This window comes from Methylobacterium sp. WL8 (genome assembly GCF_008040045.1).
Classification (GTDB): Bacteria; Pseudomonadota; Alphaproteobacteria; order Rhizobiales; family Beijerinckiaceae; genus Methylobacterium; species Methylobacterium cerastii.
This window is the reverse complement of the sequence record NZ_VRVF01000089.1, coordinates 1-17,511: the sequence shown is the minus strand read 5'-3', so window position 1 is coordinate 17,511 and position 17,511 is coordinate 1. Positions and strand designations below refer to the sequence as shown.

Annotated in this window: 18 protein-coding genes and 4 pseudogenes; 7 read left to right on the top strand and 15 right to left on the bottom strand. The window is 62.8% G+C overall.

The annotated features are described in order from the left end of the window. Nucleotides 1-77: 77 nt before the first annotated feature. Nucleotides 78-439 (bottom strand): annotated as a pseudogene (locus FV234_RS22505) (IS5 family transposase); the annotation flags it as partial. Between the two features lie 20 nt (nt 440-459). On the opposite strand from FV234_RS22505, the gene FV234_RS22500 reads away from it, so the two are divergent. After that, entirely contained in the window at nt 460-2,100 is a 1,641-nt protein-coding gene (locus tag FV234_RS22500) for a hypothetical protein (protein WP_147831753.1), read from the top strand. Nucleotides 2,101-2,129: 29 nt separating this feature from the next. Here the strand turns inward: FV234_RS22500 and FV234_RS22495 are convergent. Then, a pseudogene (locus tag FV234_RS22495) lies at nt 2,130-2,622 on the bottom strand (IS5 family transposase); the annotation flags it as partial. 129 nt (nt 2,623-2,751) lie between these two features. Here FV234_RS22495 and FV234_RS22490 point away from each other — a divergent pair. Next, nucleotides 2,752-3,084: pseudogene (locus FV234_RS22490) on the top strand (IS630 family transposase); the annotation flags it as partial. Between the two features lie 903 nt (nt 3,085-3,987). On the opposite strand, the gene FV234_RS22485 reads toward FV234_RS22490, so the two are convergent. The 4 genes from FV234_RS22485 to FV234_RS22470 form a co-directional block, all read right to left on the bottom strand. Next, nucleotides 3,988-5,187, bottom strand: coding sequence for a replication initiator protein A (locus tag FV234_RS22485; RefSeq protein WP_147831755.1), 1,200 nt, complete (start codon nt 5,185-5,187; stop codon nt 3,988-3,990). A gap of 65 nt (nt 5,188-5,252) precedes the next feature. Further along, nucleotides 5,253-5,573 carry a hypothetical protein gene (locus FV234_RS22480; protein WP_147831751.1) on the bottom strand — a complete coding sequence of 107 codons (321 nt, stop codon included), beginning with the start codon at nt 5,571-5,573 and terminating at the stop codon, nt 5,253-5,255. Further along, on the bottom strand, nt 5,566-6,240 hold the full coding sequence (locus FV234_RS22475; RefSeq protein WP_147831749.1) for a ParA family protein: 675 nt from the start codon (nt 6,238-6,240) through the stop codon (nt 5,566-5,568). The genes FV234_RS22480 and FV234_RS22475 overlap by 8 nt, the downstream gene beginning before the upstream one ends. A gap of 426 nt (nt 6,241-6,666) precedes the next feature. Next, on the bottom strand, nt 6,667-7,419 hold the full coding sequence (locus tag FV234_RS22470; protein WP_147831747.1) for an IS6 family transposase: 753 nt from the start codon (nt 7,417-7,419) through the stop codon (nt 6,667-6,669). Nucleotides 7,420-8,790: 1,371 nt separating this feature from the next. Between FV234_RS22470 and FV234_RS22465 the strand changes: the two genes are divergently transcribed. Further along, nucleotides 8,791-9,927, top strand: a complete 1,137-nt coding sequence (locus FV234_RS22465) for a hypothetical protein (RefSeq protein ID WP_147831745.1) — start codon at nt 8,791-8,793, stop codon at nt 9,925-9,927. Nucleotides 9,928-9,988: 61 nt separating this feature from the next. On the opposite strand, the gene FV234_RS22460 is transcribed toward FV234_RS22465, so the two are convergent. After that, on the bottom strand, nt 9,989-10,609 hold the full coding sequence (locus FV234_RS22460) for a recombinase family protein (RefSeq protein ID WP_147831743.1): 621 nt from the start codon (nt 10,607-10,609) through the stop codon (nt 9,989-9,991). Between the two features lie 398 nt (nt 10,610-11,007). Between FV234_RS22460 and FV234_RS22455 the strand changes: the two genes are divergently transcribed. Together FV234_RS22455 and FV234_RS22450 are read left to right on the top strand one after the other, a co-directional pair. Next, entirely contained in the window at nt 11,008-11,268 is a 261-nt protein-coding gene (locus FV234_RS22455; RefSeq protein WP_147831741.1) for an AbrB/MazE/SpoVT family DNA-binding domain-containing protein, read from the top strand. Next, on the top strand, nt 11,261-11,656 hold the full coding sequence (locus tag FV234_RS22450) for a type II toxin-antitoxin system VapC family toxin (protein ID WP_187273768.1): 396 nt from the start codon (nt 11,261-11,263) through the stop codon (nt 11,654-11,656). The genes FV234_RS22455 and FV234_RS22450 overlap by 8 nt, the downstream gene beginning before the upstream one ends. Before the next feature lie 65 nt (nt 11,657-11,721). Here FV234_RS22450 and FV234_RS22445 read toward each other — a convergent pair whose 3' ends face one another. Next, entirely contained in the window at nt 11,722-12,003 is a 282-nt protein-coding gene (locus tag FV234_RS22445) for a type II toxin-antitoxin system YafQ family toxin (RefSeq protein WP_147831737.1), read from the bottom strand. Continuing rightward, nucleotides 11,990-12,250 carry a type II toxin-antitoxin system RelB/DinJ family antitoxin gene (locus FV234_RS22440; RefSeq protein ID WP_147831735.1) on the bottom strand — a complete coding sequence of 87 codons (261 nt, stop codon included), beginning with the start codon at nt 12,248-12,250 and terminating at the stop codon, nt 11,990-11,992. The genes FV234_RS22445 and FV234_RS22440 overlap by 14 nt, the downstream gene beginning before the upstream one ends. Nucleotides 12,251-12,356: 106 nt before the next feature. On the opposite strand from FV234_RS22440, the gene FV234_RS22435 reads away from it, so the two are divergent. Further along, nucleotides 12,357-12,800: a hypothetical protein gene (locus tag FV234_RS22435; protein ID WP_147831733.1), complete on the top strand. Its 444-nt coding sequence runs from the start codon at nt 12,357-12,359 to the stop codon at nt 12,798-12,800. On the opposite strand, the gene FV234_RS22430 is transcribed toward FV234_RS22435, so the two are convergent. From FV234_RS22430 to FV234_RS22420, 3 genes are all read right to left on the bottom strand, one after another. Further along, entirely contained in the window at nt 12,773-13,225 is a 453-nt protein-coding gene (locus FV234_RS22430) for a hypothetical protein (RefSeq protein WP_147831731.1), read from the bottom strand. The genes FV234_RS22435 and FV234_RS22430 overlap by 28 nt on opposite strands. Nucleotides 13,226-13,532: 307 nt before the next feature. Next, entirely contained in the window at nt 13,533-13,991 is a 459-nt protein-coding gene (locus tag FV234_RS22425; protein ID WP_147831729.1) for a hypothetical protein, read from the bottom strand. 179 nt (nt 13,992-14,170) lie between these two features. Then, the gene (locus FV234_RS22420) at nt 14,171-14,617 is read right to left on the bottom strand and encodes a MucR family transcriptional regulator (RefSeq protein WP_147831727.1); all 447 of its coding nucleotides are present in this window, start codon (nt 14,615-14,617) and stop codon (nt 14,171-14,173) included. A 166-nt stretch (nt 14,618-14,783) separates the two neighbouring features. Between FV234_RS22420 and FV234_RS22415 the strand changes: the two genes are divergently transcribed. Then, a complete protein-coding gene (locus FV234_RS22415; protein ID WP_147831725.1) occupies nt 14,784-15,485 on the top strand; it encodes a response regulator transcription factor CtrA in 702 nt (233 codons plus the stop codon). 57 nt (nt 15,486-15,542) lie between these two features. On the opposite strand, the gene FV234_RS22410 is transcribed toward FV234_RS22415, so the two are convergent. From FV234_RS22410 to FV234_RS22400, 3 genes and pseudogenes are all read right to left on the bottom strand, one after another. Further along, nucleotides 15,543-15,968: a type II toxin-antitoxin system VapC family toxin gene (locus FV234_RS22410; RefSeq protein ID WP_147831723.1), complete on the bottom strand. Its 426-nt coding sequence runs from the start codon at nt 15,966-15,968 to the stop codon at nt 15,543-15,545. Further along, the gene (locus FV234_RS22405) at nt 15,965-16,234 is read right to left on the bottom strand and encodes a plasmid stabilization protein (RefSeq protein ID WP_147831721.1); all 270 of its coding nucleotides are present in this window, start codon (nt 16,232-16,234) and stop codon (nt 15,965-15,967) included. Before FV234_RS22405 ends, FV234_RS22410 begins: the two co-directional genes overlap by 4 nt. Before the next feature lie 181 nt (nt 16,235-16,415). Then, nucleotides 16,416-17,167, bottom strand: a pseudogene (locus FV234_RS22400) (IS6 family transposase). Between the last annotated feature and the right edge of the window lie 344 nt (nt 17,168-17,511).

Sequence of the window (17,511 nt, the reverse complement as noted above, 5' to 3'; positions counted from 1 at the left end):
CTGGGATACATCACACCCGAGCAAGCCGAACGGAACGCGAGCTAACCCCCCTGTCCGTGGAACCGGGGGAGGATCACACCCCGCGAGCGGCCGATGGCCTGGCATTGCCCCCCCCTTTACCCCCGGCGGCGCAGCGGTGAGCCTTCACGGCAGTAGAGTCGATCAGCACCTGGGAGGACGGCCCGCCGGCCTGGGCCAGGGTCTCGAACAGCCCGACCCAGACCCCCTTGGCCGCCCAGCGCACGAAGCGGTTGTAGAGCGTCTTCTTCGGCCCGTAGACCTCGCGCGGTGCGTCCGTCCAGCGACCGCCGGACTTCAACACGTGGATGATCCCGCTGATCACGCGTCGGTCGTCGACACGCTCCTTGCCCCGCGTGTCTGTCGGCAGGTGCGGTGCGATCCGCGCAAACTGCTCGTCCGTCAGCCAGAACTGATCCATCGGCCCCTCCCGTGAGAGCCGTGAATCACACCTACGCCGTCCGCGCCACCGTTATGGGTCCGGACGCTAGCTCTGCGCCTTCGAGGCGCGAAATCACAATCGCGGCCGGCATCGGCGATACCATCGCTGGTAAAGCTGCCTTCCAACTCTCCGACGCCTATCAGGCGTATCTGCCTTCGCCGCAGGGCCGCCAACGTGTGGATCATCGCGCAATGAAGCTTTCCTCCTGCGCCCTCGCCTTCGCGCTGCTATTTCCGGTCACGGGTGCGAGCGCGCTGGACTGCGTGCTGCAAGGTCTCTGCATCAAAAGCAACGGTGATATCCGCCTATCCGATTATGTACGCATCGGTCGGTTCGGGGGTGGGAAATACACAGCCACGCTGGACGCACTTCAGATTCAGGGCTCCGGCTCGACCGGCGATGTCTCATCGACCTCGACGGTGGTTCCGGGTGGCGTCGCCCGTATCCGAGCCGCGCGAGCGGCGGACCGTCTGAACATGGCCGACAAGACCGGGAGCGATCCGGCTGGAGTGATCGACAGCACCGCCGCGTTTCAGGCGGCCATCAACAGCGTCCCGACCGGAAGCGCGGTCGCCATCGACGTTCCCCCTGGCGTATGGCGGCTGGCGAGCGACGTGAGCCCGAATGGGCGCTCGGTCTCTTGGAACATCGCAGCCGGCGCTAGCTTCGTCGGCTCGGGCAAGCTCTCGGACAGCTTCGGCTTCTATTACTCGGCCAATCCAGATCTTCGCACGACGCGGCAGGCCATCCGCCGCGGCACGTCCGCCGCTCCGGTGGCCGACTTAGCCGCCCTTGATGTCGGCGTGAAACATACGAGCGGCGCTGGCAGCGGCACCGACAACGCGCCCGCGAGCTACCGGGCGAATTACAAGTGGAGCAAAAGCGCCAATGCTCGGGTGCAGGGGTATTTCGGCGAAGCGATCGATATGGTTGGTGGCGCAAGCACCTTTGTGGAAGGTGGGCGCCTCCACGGCATCGTGGCGAGGGGCACGCGCAGCAGCGCCTACGGGGCCGTCGGATTAGCGCAGTCCCTTCCTGGGACGTTACCGGATTTTCTGATCAGCTTCGAGGGCGAGGTCGTCCGGCAGGACGGCGTCGATGCTCCTCCTCCCATCTCATTCTCGCCTGCGCGTTACATCGCTTCGTTCGTGGCCACCGCGCGGGTTGGTGATAGGCCCGACGTTGGGTTCGTCACAAACCCCTACAACGCGGTGCCGTTCCGAACCGGGTTCATGGTTGCAGAAAACTCGGTCGATAGCGCGGCCTACGTCAACCGGGCGGCCCTCCTGCAATCCTTCGCCAACTTCGGTACGGTGACGACGGGCCTATACACCGGCACTACCACCTATGCCGCAATCCAGATGATGAACGATGCGGCTTCGATCATCCGCGTAAAGAATGGCGCCGGTACATCCGATGACAACGTGTTCATTTACTCAAATGACAACAGGTTAGTGCTTGGACAGGACGCGGCGGGCGTCAGCTTTCCTAAGCCGGTAGGGTTTAACGGGGCCGCGCCCGTCGGCAAATGTTCACTTACCGCCGCACTCCCGATCGACGGTTCAGCTTCGAACGCGGCTATCGCCTCCGCGATCAACGGTGTCCGGTCCTGCCTCCTGACGAACGGCCTCGCGCAGTAATGCGCTCAGAGTCCGTTTGATAAGAGCGTCTAACAGAACCGTCTGCATTGGTTGAGTGTGACGAGGGCGCAGGCGAGGATCGTGAAGGCGAGATGAATGTCGGCGCGGCGTTCGTAGCGGATGGCCAGGCGGCGGAAGCGGGTGAGCCACGCCAGCATACGCTCGACGACCCAGCGGTGGCGGCCCAGGCGCTGACTGCTCTCGATCCCCCGGCGCGCAATGCGGGGCACAATCCCGCGGGCCCGGCATTCCCGGCGGCAACGGCGGTGGTCGTAGGCTTTGTCGGCGTGCAGCTTGCCGGGCCTGCGGCGTGGGCGTCCAGGGCGGCCCGAGCGCACCGGCGGGATCGCGTCGAGCGTCGCGACGAGTTGGATGCTGTCGTGAGTGTTGGCCCCGGTCAGGACAACACCGATGGTTCGACAGGCTCACCATGAGGGGCGTGCCGCGGGCATCGACGACGAGGTGGCGCTTCGTGCCCGGCTTGCCCCGGTCGGTCGGGTTCGGGCCGGTCGCCGCCCCCCTTTATGGATGGCCCGCCCCTCACCGGGCTTCACTGCTAGTGCGTTTTCGGTTTGGGCTGATTCGACTGATTGGGGTTCACGCAGCGGCGTCGGGCTGATTCACTGATCGCTCTTGATGAGGGAGCGATGCATGGGCCGACCCTACAGCCAAGACCTGCGCGAGCGTGTGGTGGCAGCGGCCGCAACGACGTCGCGTCGGCAGGCGGCGGCGCGCTTCGGGATCGCGACCTCGATCCGCTGGATGGCCGCGCTGACGACGACCGGGACGGTGGCCGCTCATCCGCAAGGACGGGCGCGCCGCTCGAAGCTCGATCCGCACGAGGCGTTCCTGCGCGCGCTGATCGACGCAAAGGACGACATCACCCTGGAAGAGACGCGCGCCCGCTTGCGGGACGAGCACGATCTCACGGTCGGGCTAGGCACCCTGTGGAGCTTCCTCGACGCACGCGACCTCACGTACAAAAACGTATGGCCCGCCCCATCTGCAAGCGGCATGTGCGAGGTGATCTGACCGGTCTGCGCTAACGTATCCGGTCTCGGGGGCGTGCCCCGGCCAAGATGGAGTTCCGCACACCCTGGTCCTCATAAAAGACACGGCGTCGAATGCCATATTTTGTGCCAGGATCACAGAGTGCCGGTTCAACCGTCAGGCCATCTCGCTTCCACCGCCCGCAGACATCGTCGATCGCCGGGCCGGGCCGCCCTGGCGATCGATCTCGTTTAGGCCGCCACAGGCTGGCTGACCCTGGCCGCGTCAGCGGCCTTGTGGGCGCTTAAAGCGCTCCTACTCGTGAGGGATTGGGCGTTTCGGCCCCACAACGCCTGTAGCGGCCTCCTAGGCAGCCGCATCACTGACTCACTCGATAGCCCTACTACCGGCCGCCATTGCGGCGGCCGACAATTCAGATTTAGCCGCCGTAGGCGGCTTCATTATTTTTAGGGTGGGGGACCGGGTTTTTGCGAAGCAAAAAGGGGCGGAGGTTGAGCTCGGCTGCTGATTCGGAATTGTCAGCTGCCGTATTTCAACTATCGCCACAAGCACCGAGTTATCCACAGTCGGGGGCGTTTTAGTCTAATTTTCACAGTTTTATAAGTTTTAGGAATTACGGGCCCTGCCCTCTGCCAAAAATAGTCTATTCCCGTCAGCGCCTTAGCAACCTAAAATGTAGGCGATAGACGGGTTCGAAATAGGCGATAGACGGGATTGGATAGTCGATAGACGGTTTGCCATAGTCGATAGACGGTTTTGGATAGTCGATAGACGGTTCTGCCAAAAGTTTTCCACAAGCTGGCCGCCCCTTCCAGCCCCTCCAAGGGGCATAGCCGATAGACGGTTTTGCCAAAAACCTTGCCAAAAACATCCCCCTCACAGGGGCAGCTGATCGGGAGCCGAAGGCTTAGCTCGGGTGTCTGCCCGAAAACGCATCAGTAGCACCTCGCCCCGTTTCCCCTTTTCCAGCACCAGGTCGTACTCGGGTAGAGGCTCGTCTTTGGTGCTGGCGACGAACTTCTTCAACATCTGGGTGAACTGCGGCAGGGCCTGCAACGATCCACTGCGGCGTCTGATCTCGGCAACCGAGTAGCGGGCTTCGGTCTTGCCGGCTGCCTTGCGCGACAGACGATAAATCGCTCGGCCAATGCCCTGACTGATCAGGAAGTAATCGGGATGCAGCGTCAGGATCTGCGGTGTGCCGCGCTCGTTGACGATGCCGCTGTAGACCCACTCGGGGATTTCGATCTCGACCATGTCCACGTGGCCAGTCGTGGTCGTGCTGACGATCTTGTAGCGCTGGATCAGCGGGATATTGGCGGCCTCACGGCGCTTGCCCCCGGTGAGGTTGACGATCTTGATGCGCGTCCCGGCCAGCCGGTCGAGCGCGCCTTCCAGCTCCTTGTACTGACGCCCGCCGCTGGTGCGTCGGCAGAACTTCAGGATGTGAGCGGCGTGGGGCCGGTAATCCCGCGGTGGCAGGGTCGGCCGCAGGCCCTTCTCCTCGGCGATCCGGTAGCGACGCATTTCGTCGGCCAGGTACGACACCATGTGCAGGAAAATGTCGAAATCGAACACGGTTGCGAGGCCGGCGTCGGCACTCCCGGAGACCGTGATGTAGCCGTCCTTCAGCTCGTAATGGATGGTGCCGTCCCGGCGTCCCTTGCTGATTGAGAACGGTGCCACGTCCATCAGGTTGAGATCGTCCTTGAGCGGCGCATCATGGATGCTCGGGACGAAGAACGAGAACTGCGCATCCTCGTCAAGTGCCGGCCGCATGACCGGCGACGGCGCGGTTTCGCCCTTAAGGACAGCCAGCACGTCGCCTTCACGTTCGCCGGACTTCATCGCCTCGGCGAGCCGGCGAAGCGCCTGCCCGATGTCGTTGTCTGGATACGTATCGAGGTGCAGCTCGGCCATGCTGCGGCGCGCGTAGAACCGGCGCAGACGACTCAGGGCTTGCTTGTCGAGGGTGACTTCGGACAGCTCGCTGGCCCGGCAGTACCGGGCGGTCAGCTCCTGCAGGTACTGATCCTTGTCGGCCTTGCTGAGCGCGGCGAAGCTCTCGCGGGACATCAGGTCGAGGTGTTGAACCGCCATACTGCTACACTGACATACTGCTATACTGCTACGCCAGCATACTAGCGCCCGGTGACACCCTTGATGCCGCCGTGGCCCTGTTTGGTGAGGTACGCGTCAACGGCCTCCAGATACAGGTCGTTGGCCTTGCGGTCCTCGAAGAACGCCATTTCCTTGAACTTCCGGGCCACCTTGGCCGGCAGGTAGATCATGACTCGCGTCTGATTGTCAGCAGTGCCGGCGGACGCCTTGGCAGGCTTGGTCGGGGCAGCCTCGACAACCATCGGCACTACCTTCGGATTGGCCGGGGTGGCGGCTGCAGCCGGCTGGGTCGCGCTCGGCTTGCCCTGCAGGATCGCCAGGGCGGGGTTGTTCTTAGCCATTGGCGCGTGCCTTTCTCGGTTTGATTTCAGCAATCGTCTTGGCTGGCGCCAGCTGTTTGCGGCTCCAGGCCCATAGCTCCCCGATCTCCTGGGCGGCTTTGCCGTCCGGATCGTACTCGTGGACTCCCTGCCCCATCGCGTAGGCGTACTGGTGATCCATGCGGTAGGCGATGGAAACCGGAACGACCATGCCGCTGGTGCTGAGCCGCGTGTTGACAGCGCTGGTCAGCCGGGCCTGCTTGTTGGGTGAGGCCTGATTGATCACCAGCGCGAACGGCTGGCCCATGTCGAGCAGCGCGGCGATCGTGGGCTTGGTGGCTTTCAGATCGGCTTCACTGGGGCGGACCACCACCAGATTGAGGTCGGCGGCCTTCATTGCCCCGCGGGTTGCGTGGCTGTCGGTGCCGGGGGTGTCGATAACCACCAGGCTGAAGCCCGCCTCCCCCAAGGCACTCAACACCTTGTCGAGATTGGCGGCCTCGTTGTGGTTCAGCACGGCAGGGGTTTCCGCAGTCCGGGCCTCGTACCACTCGGCCACGGTGCTCTGCGGGTCGAGATCAAGGATGCAGACGCGCTCCCCGGAGGCCTCGGCGGCGACTGCGAAACTGGAGGCCAGGTGGCTTTTCCCGGTCCCGCCCTTCTGGGTGACGAAGCTGACGACGTGCATGGAGGCGACCATATCTGAAACAGCAGCGTACTGCCATACTGCTGTGATGGCGTATCAGCAAACTTTTAAGGCAGTGTGTCATTATAGCGGCAAACTGTTTAACTGTCACAGCAGCGAACTACCATAGCGGTATGCTAGCACGCTGCTACAGCAGCATACTGATAAACTGGCAGAATGCCGCACTGACACAGCAGCACGCCGTCATACTGCTATGCCAGCATGCAGCCATTGAGAGCGGCCGGTGTTCCGGCAATCCGGGGCTTTGCCTCGCTGGTAGCCCATCGCCGGTCGGTAAGGGCGGGGTCAAGGCCGTTGAGCGCAGCGTGCCTTGACGCCGGCACTGCCGGTTGGCTCTTCACATGCAAGTGACCGGGGCGTGTCGCAAACTCGGATCTGAGGTGCGGAACGACCTCTGCCGTCCCGCTTTCATGCTTTGTTCCCCTGAGGAAATCCGATGCAGACGGCGAGGAGCCGGTTCTGCTCGCGTACGGTCCATGCGCCGGCAAAGCCGAAGCCCTTGCGCAGCCAGAGCATGGCCTCGAAGCCTTGGATCGTGCGCCGTGCCGTGTTGAACGAGCGGAAGCCACCCATCCGCGGCATCGACCGCTTCACCCGGAAGTGGTCGCTCTCGATGCCCTGCTGCAGGTGCTTGGTGACGTAGTGGACCGGCGCGCGGGGCAGCAGGCCTGCCTTCCGGCTCTCGGCGATGGCCAGCGGGTAGGTGCCGGCGCCATCCGTGCCGATGCGGTCTGGGGCGAGTAACGGCTCGGCCGAAAGCATCTTCCGGAAGAACCGCTTGGCCGCCTTGAGGTCGCGGTTGGCGGTCAGCAGGAAGTCGACCGGATTGCCGTGCTTGTCGATGGCCCGGTAGAGGTAGCGCCACTCACCCCGCACCTTGATGTAAGTTTCGTCGATCCGGACCGAGCCACAGTGCGGTTTGCGAAATGCTCGCAGCCGCTTCTCGATCAAGGGCGCGTAGGCCAGAACCCAACGGTTCAAGGTGCTGTGATCGACCTCCAGCCCCCGCTCCAGGAACAGCTCCTCGATATCGCGGTAGCTGAGCGGATAGCGCAGGTACCAGGAGACGGCCTGCACGATGAGCGCCGCCTCGTAGTGCCGGCCTTTGAAGTCGGCTTTGGCGCGCTGCTTCAGCTTCGCGGCGATGGCGGACAGGATCATAGGCCGGCTCCAAGGCGGAGGCGGCAAGCTGGTCAGGGATGGATAACGATCCGTGAACGAAGGCGCGTTCGCGTTTGCGACAGGCCCACCCAAAGCCAGGATCGTCGGCGTCGTCGTCCGTGCTCGAGGCCAGAGTCCCATCGACATCGTCGGAGGTTTGACCCTGATCCCAGTGCCCATGGGGGACAGGCACACGCGCGATGGAGACGGTCGCGGGAGAAGGGCTAACGCCGGCTGACCCGCCCTGCCGGCAGGGCGGCGGGTTGCAAAGGCTCGACCAGCGGTCGTCCTGCGGTACCGTCCAGGTCGACGACGGATCCTGTGCCGGGCTCGCCGGTTCGATGCCGGGCTGAGCGGGGACGCTCTCCGAGTCCGGGCGAACGAGCTGGAGGGACGTCGACGGGAACGCGATCATGGCGCTCCGGGCCAGTTCGTCGATCTCGATGGGCGCGTCGTAGTCTGCCGGGAGCGGAGCGGGTCCGCGCGGCAGCACGATCACGATCGCCTCGGCGTTCCCCGGCGTGCGCGGCACGGTCGCCTCGCGAACATCGACCGTGTCCGACGGCACCGCCTTCGCCGTCCGTTTGACCGGCTCGCGGAAGCCGGGATCGAGCTCGCGTCGGGCGCGGAGCGCCGGATCGGCCGGCACGATCACGGCCACGATGACCGGCAACGGGCCGTCCCGATGCAGCACCGCAGCCTCGAGGCGGTTGCCGTAACGGATCTGCAGGCCGACCGTCACCGCGACGATCCAATCCCGGAGCGCCGCGGGGTCGGCGGGCCCCGTCGCGATCGTGGTCGCCACGACCTTCTGTGTGCTGGCGATGCGTTTGGCGACCCCGTGACGGGTCACGAGGCGCGCCCGGTCGAGGCGCACGGCGAGACGGGTCCAGACGGACGCGAGAGTTCCGACCAGGACACGCGACGCCCGCGCCCCGACGCCGCGGGAGGTGATCGCCTCGGCGATCGCGGTTTCCGCCTGCGAGCGGGCTACGAGCTTCATCACGATGTTCACGTCGATCATATCGCCCACCCGATGTTTCGTCTCGATGCTCCATTTCGGGATGCGAGCGACGAAAAAGGGAAGGGCTCAAATGATCCGGGCCGCACCCCGCCGAGGCGGCCGTTTCAGGTCCGTAGTGAGTCATGCAGCTCAAACGGCCGGATCGAAAAAATTTCGTGGGCATGTTTCAGCCCGTCGGGATCGGATGCAAAACCGACGGAGGTCATCCGGGATCGCGGTCGAGATCGTGCTGTCCGACCCTCGATCGGGAGGGATGAAAGCGACATCGCGACGGCTCGGACGGAACACCGTGCGATTTTCGAAGGGCTCTGCCAGGCTCGAGGGATGGATCCTGGAGTCCCACTGTCATGGCCCCCTTCGCCTTCGTCCGCGCCGAGAAAGTTCGAGATCTCCCCGAGCTCTCGCGGCTTGCCTCCCACGGTCGTCGGCTCGATCCGACGGGTCGGCGCCGAGCCTGCAAGGATCTTACGCCGTTCAATTTAGCGGGCTCACGCTACAGCCCGGACAATCCGCTCGATATCGTGGGCGCCTTTCGCGCAGCCGTGGCCAAGACGGGTGCGGTCACCTACGGCAAGGCCGCCATCGCCCTCCACGCTCTGGTCGGGATCAGCCCCCAGGTCATCTGCGAAGCCGGCGGCCTGCACGACCCTCGCAATCCACTGAACAAGAAGCTGGTCGAACAGGCCGTGGCCTGGGCCGAAGGGATTTTTGGCCTTGGCGCGACGATCGCCTGGCGCATGGACCTCGATGAAGAAGGCGGCGGCGTGGTCGACATTTTTTTGGTCCCGACCCGCATCGCCGCGATGAACAAGTCCAGCAAGAAGCGGATTGTCTCCGTCCATGGTGCGCTCGATGCGGTCCGGATCGAACACAACGAAAAGTTTAGTTATGCAGCGCTGCAATCGTCATGGGCCGCCCACGCCCGCGCGAACATCGATGTCCGCCTGCAACGTGGGATCCCCGAGACGTCGACGGCGCGAACGCATCTCCCGCCGGACGTTTATCGCAAGGTTTGCGAACAGGCGCTCGCGGTAGGCCAGGGACACATCGAAGCGCGCGAAGCCGACCTCGGTGAACTCGAAGCACTCGCCCAGGACGCGATCATCGCGGCAGACCGAGCCCGGGGAGCAGCCGAGCAGCAAGCGGCGGCGCTGAAGCGTGCCAGGATGCGACTGCACGCACACGCGCAGGAGGAACTCGACGCGACGATGCGGGCGCTGACGCTGGGGATCCAGGCCGTGTCCGATGGCCGGATTACCGGTCTGGAGTACGACCAGCACGACGGCCTCGCCCGTGTGGTCGGTCATCCCGAGCTCGACGATGAAACCTGGGCCAGTTTGCTGGATGCGCTCGCACCCGCATGGGATCGCGGCCTTCCCCAGGTCCTCGAAAATCTGCTCGGTGCACGCGAGCTGGCGGAGGGCTGGAGAAGCGAGCACCAATCATCCGCGATGCTTGGTCATCAGAGAATGCCGGGCATCTGAGAAGCGGCCAAAGCATCGATACAAAGGGCGTTTGCCCATCCGACGGAGGTGAGCCTCGAACTCAGATGCTCTTTCGGGCCAGCAGCTTCTCGCCGTCCGGTCGGATTTGGCCGGTTGGATCGACGTAGCGGTAGAGGGTTTGACGGGAAATCCCAAGTTCTTGGCAAAGATCACCGACATTCGTCTCAGGCCGGCCCATGGATGACTGGATATATCGGATTTTTGCAGTCGTCATTTTATGCTTTCGTCCGCCCTTTCGGCCTCGCGCACGTGCAGATGCAAGTCCTGCTTTCGTGCGTTCGATGATGAGTTCACGCTCGAACTCGGCCAATGCGGCAAATATGCCGAATACGAGCCGCCCGTTCGCGGTCGTCGTGTCTATGTTGGCGCCCTGACCCGTCAAAACACGAAGACCGACGCCGCGCTTTGTCAAATCGTAGACTGTATTGACCAGATGACGCAGATCGCGGCCGAGGCGGTCAAGTTTCCAGATTGCAAGAACGTCGCCCTCGCGCAAGGCTTTCAAGCAAGCCTCAAGGCCCGGACGATCGTCCTTCTTGCCTGAAGCTTCATCCATGTACAGTCGGTCTGCTGCGACCCCGGCTAGTACGAGGGCATCTCGTTGTAGGTCGACCGTTTGGCTGCCATCTGCTTTCGAAACACGTGCGTAGCCCAAAAGCATCGTGTCCAGATCCTCGTCTCAGGCCCCATGGGCCGGCCGCAGATCGTTAAGGCTCCGACGCCTGCCTCCCGCCCCTCGGTTTCGTCACACAAACGAGCGATTGCGTGACAGTTGGAGCGATGGCCCCCAAACGGCCGAGCTGTTGTACCACAAGACGTCATAAATTCTACGCTCTGTCATCGCTGGCAAACCGTCATTAAGTGACACGGTATACGGTAGCGATGTTAATTCGGTCAATCACTGGCTTTCCATCTCAAAACTGGATCGCGATCAGAGTCGAAGATAGAGCCATATGCGCAGATCCAGGACCTTAGTTCCCTGGCCTGAGCCGCGCCGTCTTGATGTGATATGAATCTTTGGGTACGAACCGATATTCGGGTACCCTTTGACGAGTTGTGATGGCATCGCAGGCGGTTAAAATTATCGATGGGGGTAAGCTGATCATTCCGGCTGCGTTCCGGCGCAAACTCGGGATCGAGGTCGGTGATACCGTCATCATCGAATTGGATGAGGACGGACTTCATGTCCGATCGCTCACCTCGGCCGTACGCCTAGCTCAATCGATCGTCGGCACATTCCGACCCGACGAGGCATCAGATGAAAATGCCTTGAGCCAGGATGGTGCAAACGATCCGCACCCGGAGGCCGAGCATGACTGAAGCGGTCGTCCTCGATGCCTCAGCCCTGCTCTGCCTGCTCAAGGGTGAAGCCGGGACGCAACGCGTGATCACAGTCCTGCCACGCGCCTGGATCAGCGCCGTCGCTTTGTCCGAAGTTTACGCCACCCTCGCTGAAGCCGGCGGCTCCCAACATCGCATCGCCCAGGCTGTCGGCGGACTTCACCTACGAGTCGATGCCTTCGACGACGCTCAAGCTCAGGCCACAGGCATGATGAGACCGCTTCTCAAGGCGTTCGATCTCTCCCTCAGCGATCATGCCTGCCTTGCCCTCGCACAACACCGAAACGCTGTTGCGCTCACCACTCAGAAAGCCTGGTCCGACCTCCCCAAAAGCCTCGGGATCACCATCGAAATCCTCCCATCTTGAAAAATACGAAACATTCTCGATAAAGATGCATCGTATTGATGAGCGGTCAAACAGGATAGTAAATCCTAAAGTCCAAGTTCAGTATGAGAGCCAAGGCGGACCAGCTGTAGCGCCACCTCATCAGGCAACCGATAGATCGACACAAGATCGGGTTTGACGTGGCAATCTCGGTGATCGCGCCAATTGCCAACCAGGGCATGATCGTGATGACGCGGTGGAAGCGTTTGGTCGGCAACGAGAGCACTCAGCACAGCAGTGAGATCTGGAACGAGGGTTGCGCGGTGCTGTCCCTTCATCTCGCGTTTGTAGTCGCGCTTGAATTGACCTGTTCGCTCAATCGTCCGCATCGAGGTCGGTCATTAGGTTCGTCAAGCTGTCGAAGCGGCGCAGGCCGCCGGCGCGGGCTTCGCGCATCGCAGCAATCGTCGCCTCGTCGGGAATGAGGGGCTCGAATGGCAGAGTCCCCTCACGTGCCACGCGCGTCAGCATCAGCCGAACCGCTTCAGACACAGTGAGTCCCATCGCGGCCAGTACGGTTGCGGCCTCCTCTTTCAGAGCTGGGTCAATCCGGGTTTGCACGAGCGCATTGGCCATTGGAGCCTCCGTTTGCATGACGTTGTAATGCAAACGACTCCCTTTGGCTAATGGTCGTATTCATTCAACGGCTGCGCTGCCGTTCGAGCTGTGACAGACTCGCATCATGCCGATCCGGCGCGAGCATCGCTTCTTCTATCCCATCGACTGGCCGCAACTCTCCGCGGCGATCCGCTTCGGGCGGGCGGGCGGCGCCTGCGAGAGCTGCGGTCGGCCCCATGGGCTGACCGTGTACCATCTCGGTGATGGGCGCTGGTGGGATGCCAGCATCGGTGCCTGGCGCGATGGACAGGGCCGTACGCTGCGCAGCCTGCCGACGATCGAAGATCTCGGTCGCATCCGTACGACCCGCGTTGTGCTGGCTGCCGCGCACCGCGATCACGACACCACCAACAATCTCGACCGCAACCTCGCAGCCTTCTGCCAACGCTGTCACATCAATCACGATCGCCCCGAGCATCGGCGTCGACGCTGGCGCACCCTGTTTCGCCGTAGGGCGATGGGTGACCTGTTTCGGGGGCTCTACCCGACCGCAAACAAGTCGAGCTGAAGCGTCGATCTCTGCCTGCTGCCCCGCCGGCCACCCCGTGGAAGTGGCTTGATCACCGGCAGGGCTCCGATGCCCTTGGCATGCAGCACGGCCCCGACAATCTGGCAGCCGTCGCCTGGGTGATACACGTAAGCACGGCAGCCATCGGCCTGGAGGATCTCCTGAACAATCGTCTCGTCATCGGGACGTGCGCATAAGGTGTTCATCAAACACGCCAGCCCAAGCGAGGCGATGTTTGAGAAGTAGAATTCGCGCTGGTACCCGGTCCAAACCTGACGCTGTGCACCGACACTGGTTCTCGCGAACGGATTGTGGGGCGCAAACACCGTGCTCTCGTCCAGGACGAAAGCGGCGATCGCATCGCGGTCAGCGATATGCAGCGCGGTCCGGATCGATGCGCCGAGCTGACGCCGGGGGATAGGCACGCGTTCACATCCTCATATCGTCACAGATTGAGATCGACCCGAGCCGCGGCAGAGACACGATCGATCCCGGTTCGGTGCATGTCTCGAAAAAGAAGGCCCTCAACATCCAAAAAGAGGTCTGACCACGCCTGTTTGGCTATGTCCTTGCCAAACAAATCGTTTTACGAATTGACGACATGCCACAGCTTGCAGGTGTACCCACTTCTGGGTTCGAACTCCGGGTCCTGCGCCGTCCCTGCGACGGTGGCGGGCGTATCGAGACGCAGCACCTCCACATCGAGGCGAGCTCGGGAGATCAGGCGATCGCTCAAGGCAGGTTTCTCGCCGAGGCGATCCTTGAGGGCTGGTCCGGTGTCGCCATGCTCACCAACGAGGCCGGCGCCCTGGTCTGGTCGATGCGTAGGGACATGCCGCCGCCGACAGCACCTGGCATGATCTGATCGCTGGCCATCCGCCGCGGCTGGGCGTGACCAACGCCGGAGAGACGCTGGCTCAGCACCGATGCCCGTTCGATGCGGAGCGTCCAGAGTCGCCAGGGGGTCGCCAGCGGCAGAAAGTCGGCCTCATCAAGCACGTGCTCGGCCTGGTCGCCATGCCGGACCACCATGCGGAACGGGACCTCGCCCGGCGGCCCGATCAACACGACCGTCAAGGTGTTGAAGCCGTCATGCAACCACGACGTGACGTCGTGGTGGAAGCCGTCCTCCGTCGGATCAAGCCCCTCCAGCGCGGGCTGCGTCACCGCGTAGGTGTTGAGACTGACCATAGCGCGGCTCCTCGCGCCCCACAGCGTGAGACGCAGCCGCTCCCCGGCTCGAATGTGCATGCTGTGCCCCGCTACAAGGGCCAAACTGACCGCTTCGTGGGTTTTCCACAACGGGAACAAGGCATGAACGGCAACCCTTCATTAACCCTGTGGCCGAGGTGCTCCAGAACCCCCTCCCCTCACGAACCGTTGGCCGCATCCGGTGCCGACTTGCGCCGCTGCTGACCCAGACCGAGGCTCTTGGCGAGTTCGGAGCGCTTTGCCGAGTAGCTCGTAGTCACCATCGGGTAGTCGGTAGGCAGGCCCCACTTGGCGCGGTAGGCCTCCGGTATCAGGCCGCGGAGGGTAAGATGACGCCGCATCGTCTTGTAGCCCTTGCCGTCCTCGAAGCTGATGATCGCATCCGGGGTAATCGACTTGCGGATCTGAGCGGGCGTCAGCTTCTCAGGTTCGGGCGCCGCCGTCGGCTCCTCACCGCCGAGGCGGCTCAGGGAAGCATGGACGCTGGCAATCAAGTTCGGCAGCTCGCCAACTTGAACGTGATTGTTCGAGACATAGGCTGAGACGATATCGGCTGCCATCGCCAAAACGTTGCTGCTTGTATCTGTCACTGCTTCGTCCAACATGAAATATACTGTCCTATAATCGACTGATATGACCTGTCTTAGTTAAGTTTTGGCAGGACAACAAGTCGAATATGCGCTAATAAGGCGCTGATACGGACCCTACTGCAAAACAGGAATTTGTTAAGGATCACGCATTAGTGGATCTTAACACTTACGGGGACGGACGATGCGGGTTCTGCTGATCGAGGACGATGCGGCGGTGGCGCAGAGCATCGAGCTGATGCTGAAGGCGGCCGGGTTCAATCCCTTCGTCACCGATCTCGGTGAGGAGGGGATCGATCTCGGCAAGCTCTACGAGTACGACATCATCCTGCTCGACCTGACGCTCCCCGACATGTCCGGCTACGAGGTGCTACGCAGCCTTCGCTTGGCCAAGGTGAAGACCCCGATCCTGATCCTCTCAGGGATGGCCAGCATCGAAGACAAGGTGAAGGGCCTCGGCTTTGGCGCCGACGACTACCTCACCAAGCCGTTCCACCGGGACGAGCTCGTCGCCCGCATCCAGGCGATCGTCCGCCGCTCGCAAGGGCATGCCGAGGCGGCCGTGACGATCGACGACATGGTCGTCAACCTCGATCAGAAGCTTGTCGCGATCGACGGGAAGCGGGTTCCGCTCACTGGCAAGGAGTACCAGATCCTGGAACTCCTTGCCCTGCGGAAGGGCACGACGCTGACCAAGGAGATGTTCCTCAACCACCTCTACGGCGGCATGGACGAGCCTGAGCTGAAGATCATCGACGTGTTCATCTGCAAGCTGCGCAAGAAGCTCGCGACCGCATCGGGCGGCAAGAACTACATCGAGACGGTCTGGGGTCGTGGCTACGTGCTGCGCGAGGGTGTCGCTCCAATGCTAGCCATCGCGAGCTGACGTGACGGGAACGATCAGCTAGGCTCTATCTGCTCGGTTTCGTGGTCGAATTCGTCATCACCCCGCTGCTTGCCAGGGATTGATGATCGTCAGACCGCAAGCTTCGAAACCGCCGACATCGCGGGTGGCGATGCTGTAGCCCGCAGCCGCGGTCGTCGCCGCTATCAAGGCGTCAAAGCCTTCGATCGGCATCCCGGCATCCCGGCGTGTCCGTACGATCCGCGCATAGTGATCGGCGGCCAAGCCGTCGAATGGCAGGACGCGTCCGGCAAACTCCTCGGCAAAGATCGCGGCGGCGACCAGAGCGAACCCGTCCCGTCGGCGGCCGGGCGGCATCATCGTGACGCCGTAGAGGATCTCGGCGCGGTTGAGACTGGTGGTGTAGAGCGATGAGCGGGGCTGGGACGCGACCCACGCGACCACGGCTGAACTTGGCTCGGGGCGCATCAGCTCGGAGATGACCTTCGTGTCGAGGACGATCATCGATCGAAGGACGGCGAGGCGCCGATCGTGACAGCCGGGTGCTCTTCCAGGTCGATGCCACCAAACGGTGCCACTCGGCGTCGGATCGCCTCGGCGAGATCGGGCGCGTCGTCGACCTCGACCGCAAGAGCGACTGCCAGGATCGAACGCGCCTCCGCTTCCATGGAACGACCGTTCATCGCCGCACGGATGCGGAGCCGCTCCTTCACGCGGCCATCGAGATTGCGGATCGTGATCGTTGCAGCCGGTGCGAGCGCGTGAGCCATATCGTCTTGTAAGCGATGCTAGCATTGCCATCAACATCGCTGCGAGCAGGACCACGTTCGATCGAGCACGCGGGATCGATCCGGTGGGCTGGAACGAGAAACGTGAACAACGCGGCCAGGATCTGTCGGGCGTGTCGCAAACTCGGATCTGAGACGCGGAACGACCCCTGCCGTCCCGCTTTCACCCTTTGTTCGCCTGGGGAAGCCCGAAGCAGAGCGCGAGCATATGGTTCTGCTCACGCACCGTCCATGCGCCGGCGAAGCCGAAGCCCTTGCGCAGCCAGAGCATGGCCTCGACGCCCTGGATCGTGCGCCGGGCCGTGTTGAACGAGCGGAAACCGCCCACCCGCGGCATCGACCGCTTCACCCGGAAGTGGTCGCTCTCGATGCCCTGCTGCAGGTGCTTGGTGACGTAGTGGATCGGCGCGCGAGGCAGCAGGCCTGCCTTCCGGCTCTCGGCGATAGCTGGCGGGTACGGGCCAGCGCCATCGTGCCGATGCGGTCGGGAGCGAGCAACGGCTCGGCCGAAAGCATCTTGCGGAAGAAGCGCTTGGCCGCATCGAGATCCCGGTTTGCGGTCAGCAGGAAGTCGACTGGATGGCCGTGTTTGTCGACGGCCCGGTAGAGGTAGCGCCACTCGCCGCGCACCTTGATGTAGGTCTCGTCGATCCGAACCGAGCCGCAGTGCGGCTGACGGAACTGACGTAGCCGCTTCTCGATCAGGGGCGAGTAGGCCAGAACCCAACGGTTCAAGGTGCTGTGATCGACCTCCAGCCCCCGCTCCAGGAACAGCTCCTCGATATCGCGGTAGCTGAGCGGATAGCGCAGGTACCAGGAGACGGCCTGCATGATGAGCGTCGCCTCGTAGTGCCGGCCTTTGAAGTCGGCCTTGGAGCGCTGCTTCAGCTTGGCGGCGATAGCGGACAGGATCATGGGCCGGCTCCAAGGCGGAGGCGGCAAGCTGGTCAGGGATGGCTAACGATCCGTGAACGAAGGCCTGTTCGCGTTTGCGACAAGCCCAATATCCCTCCCGCCGAGGCCGAAGCGCGTGACTCAGCCCAGACCGAGGCGCAAACCTCGGCAGCCTGACCCAAACCAAATGGCCTCCGGGAAACCCGGGACGGTTCACAGTTTGAACGCCCCGCCATCGCCAAACGACCGAAGATGCACTAACTTTGTACCTGAGTCACCGAATTGGAGGCAGGCCAGACGGACACTTTGTTTCGTGCAAATTATCTTGATGTCAGGCAAATTTATTTGATATAGTCGGCAGAGAG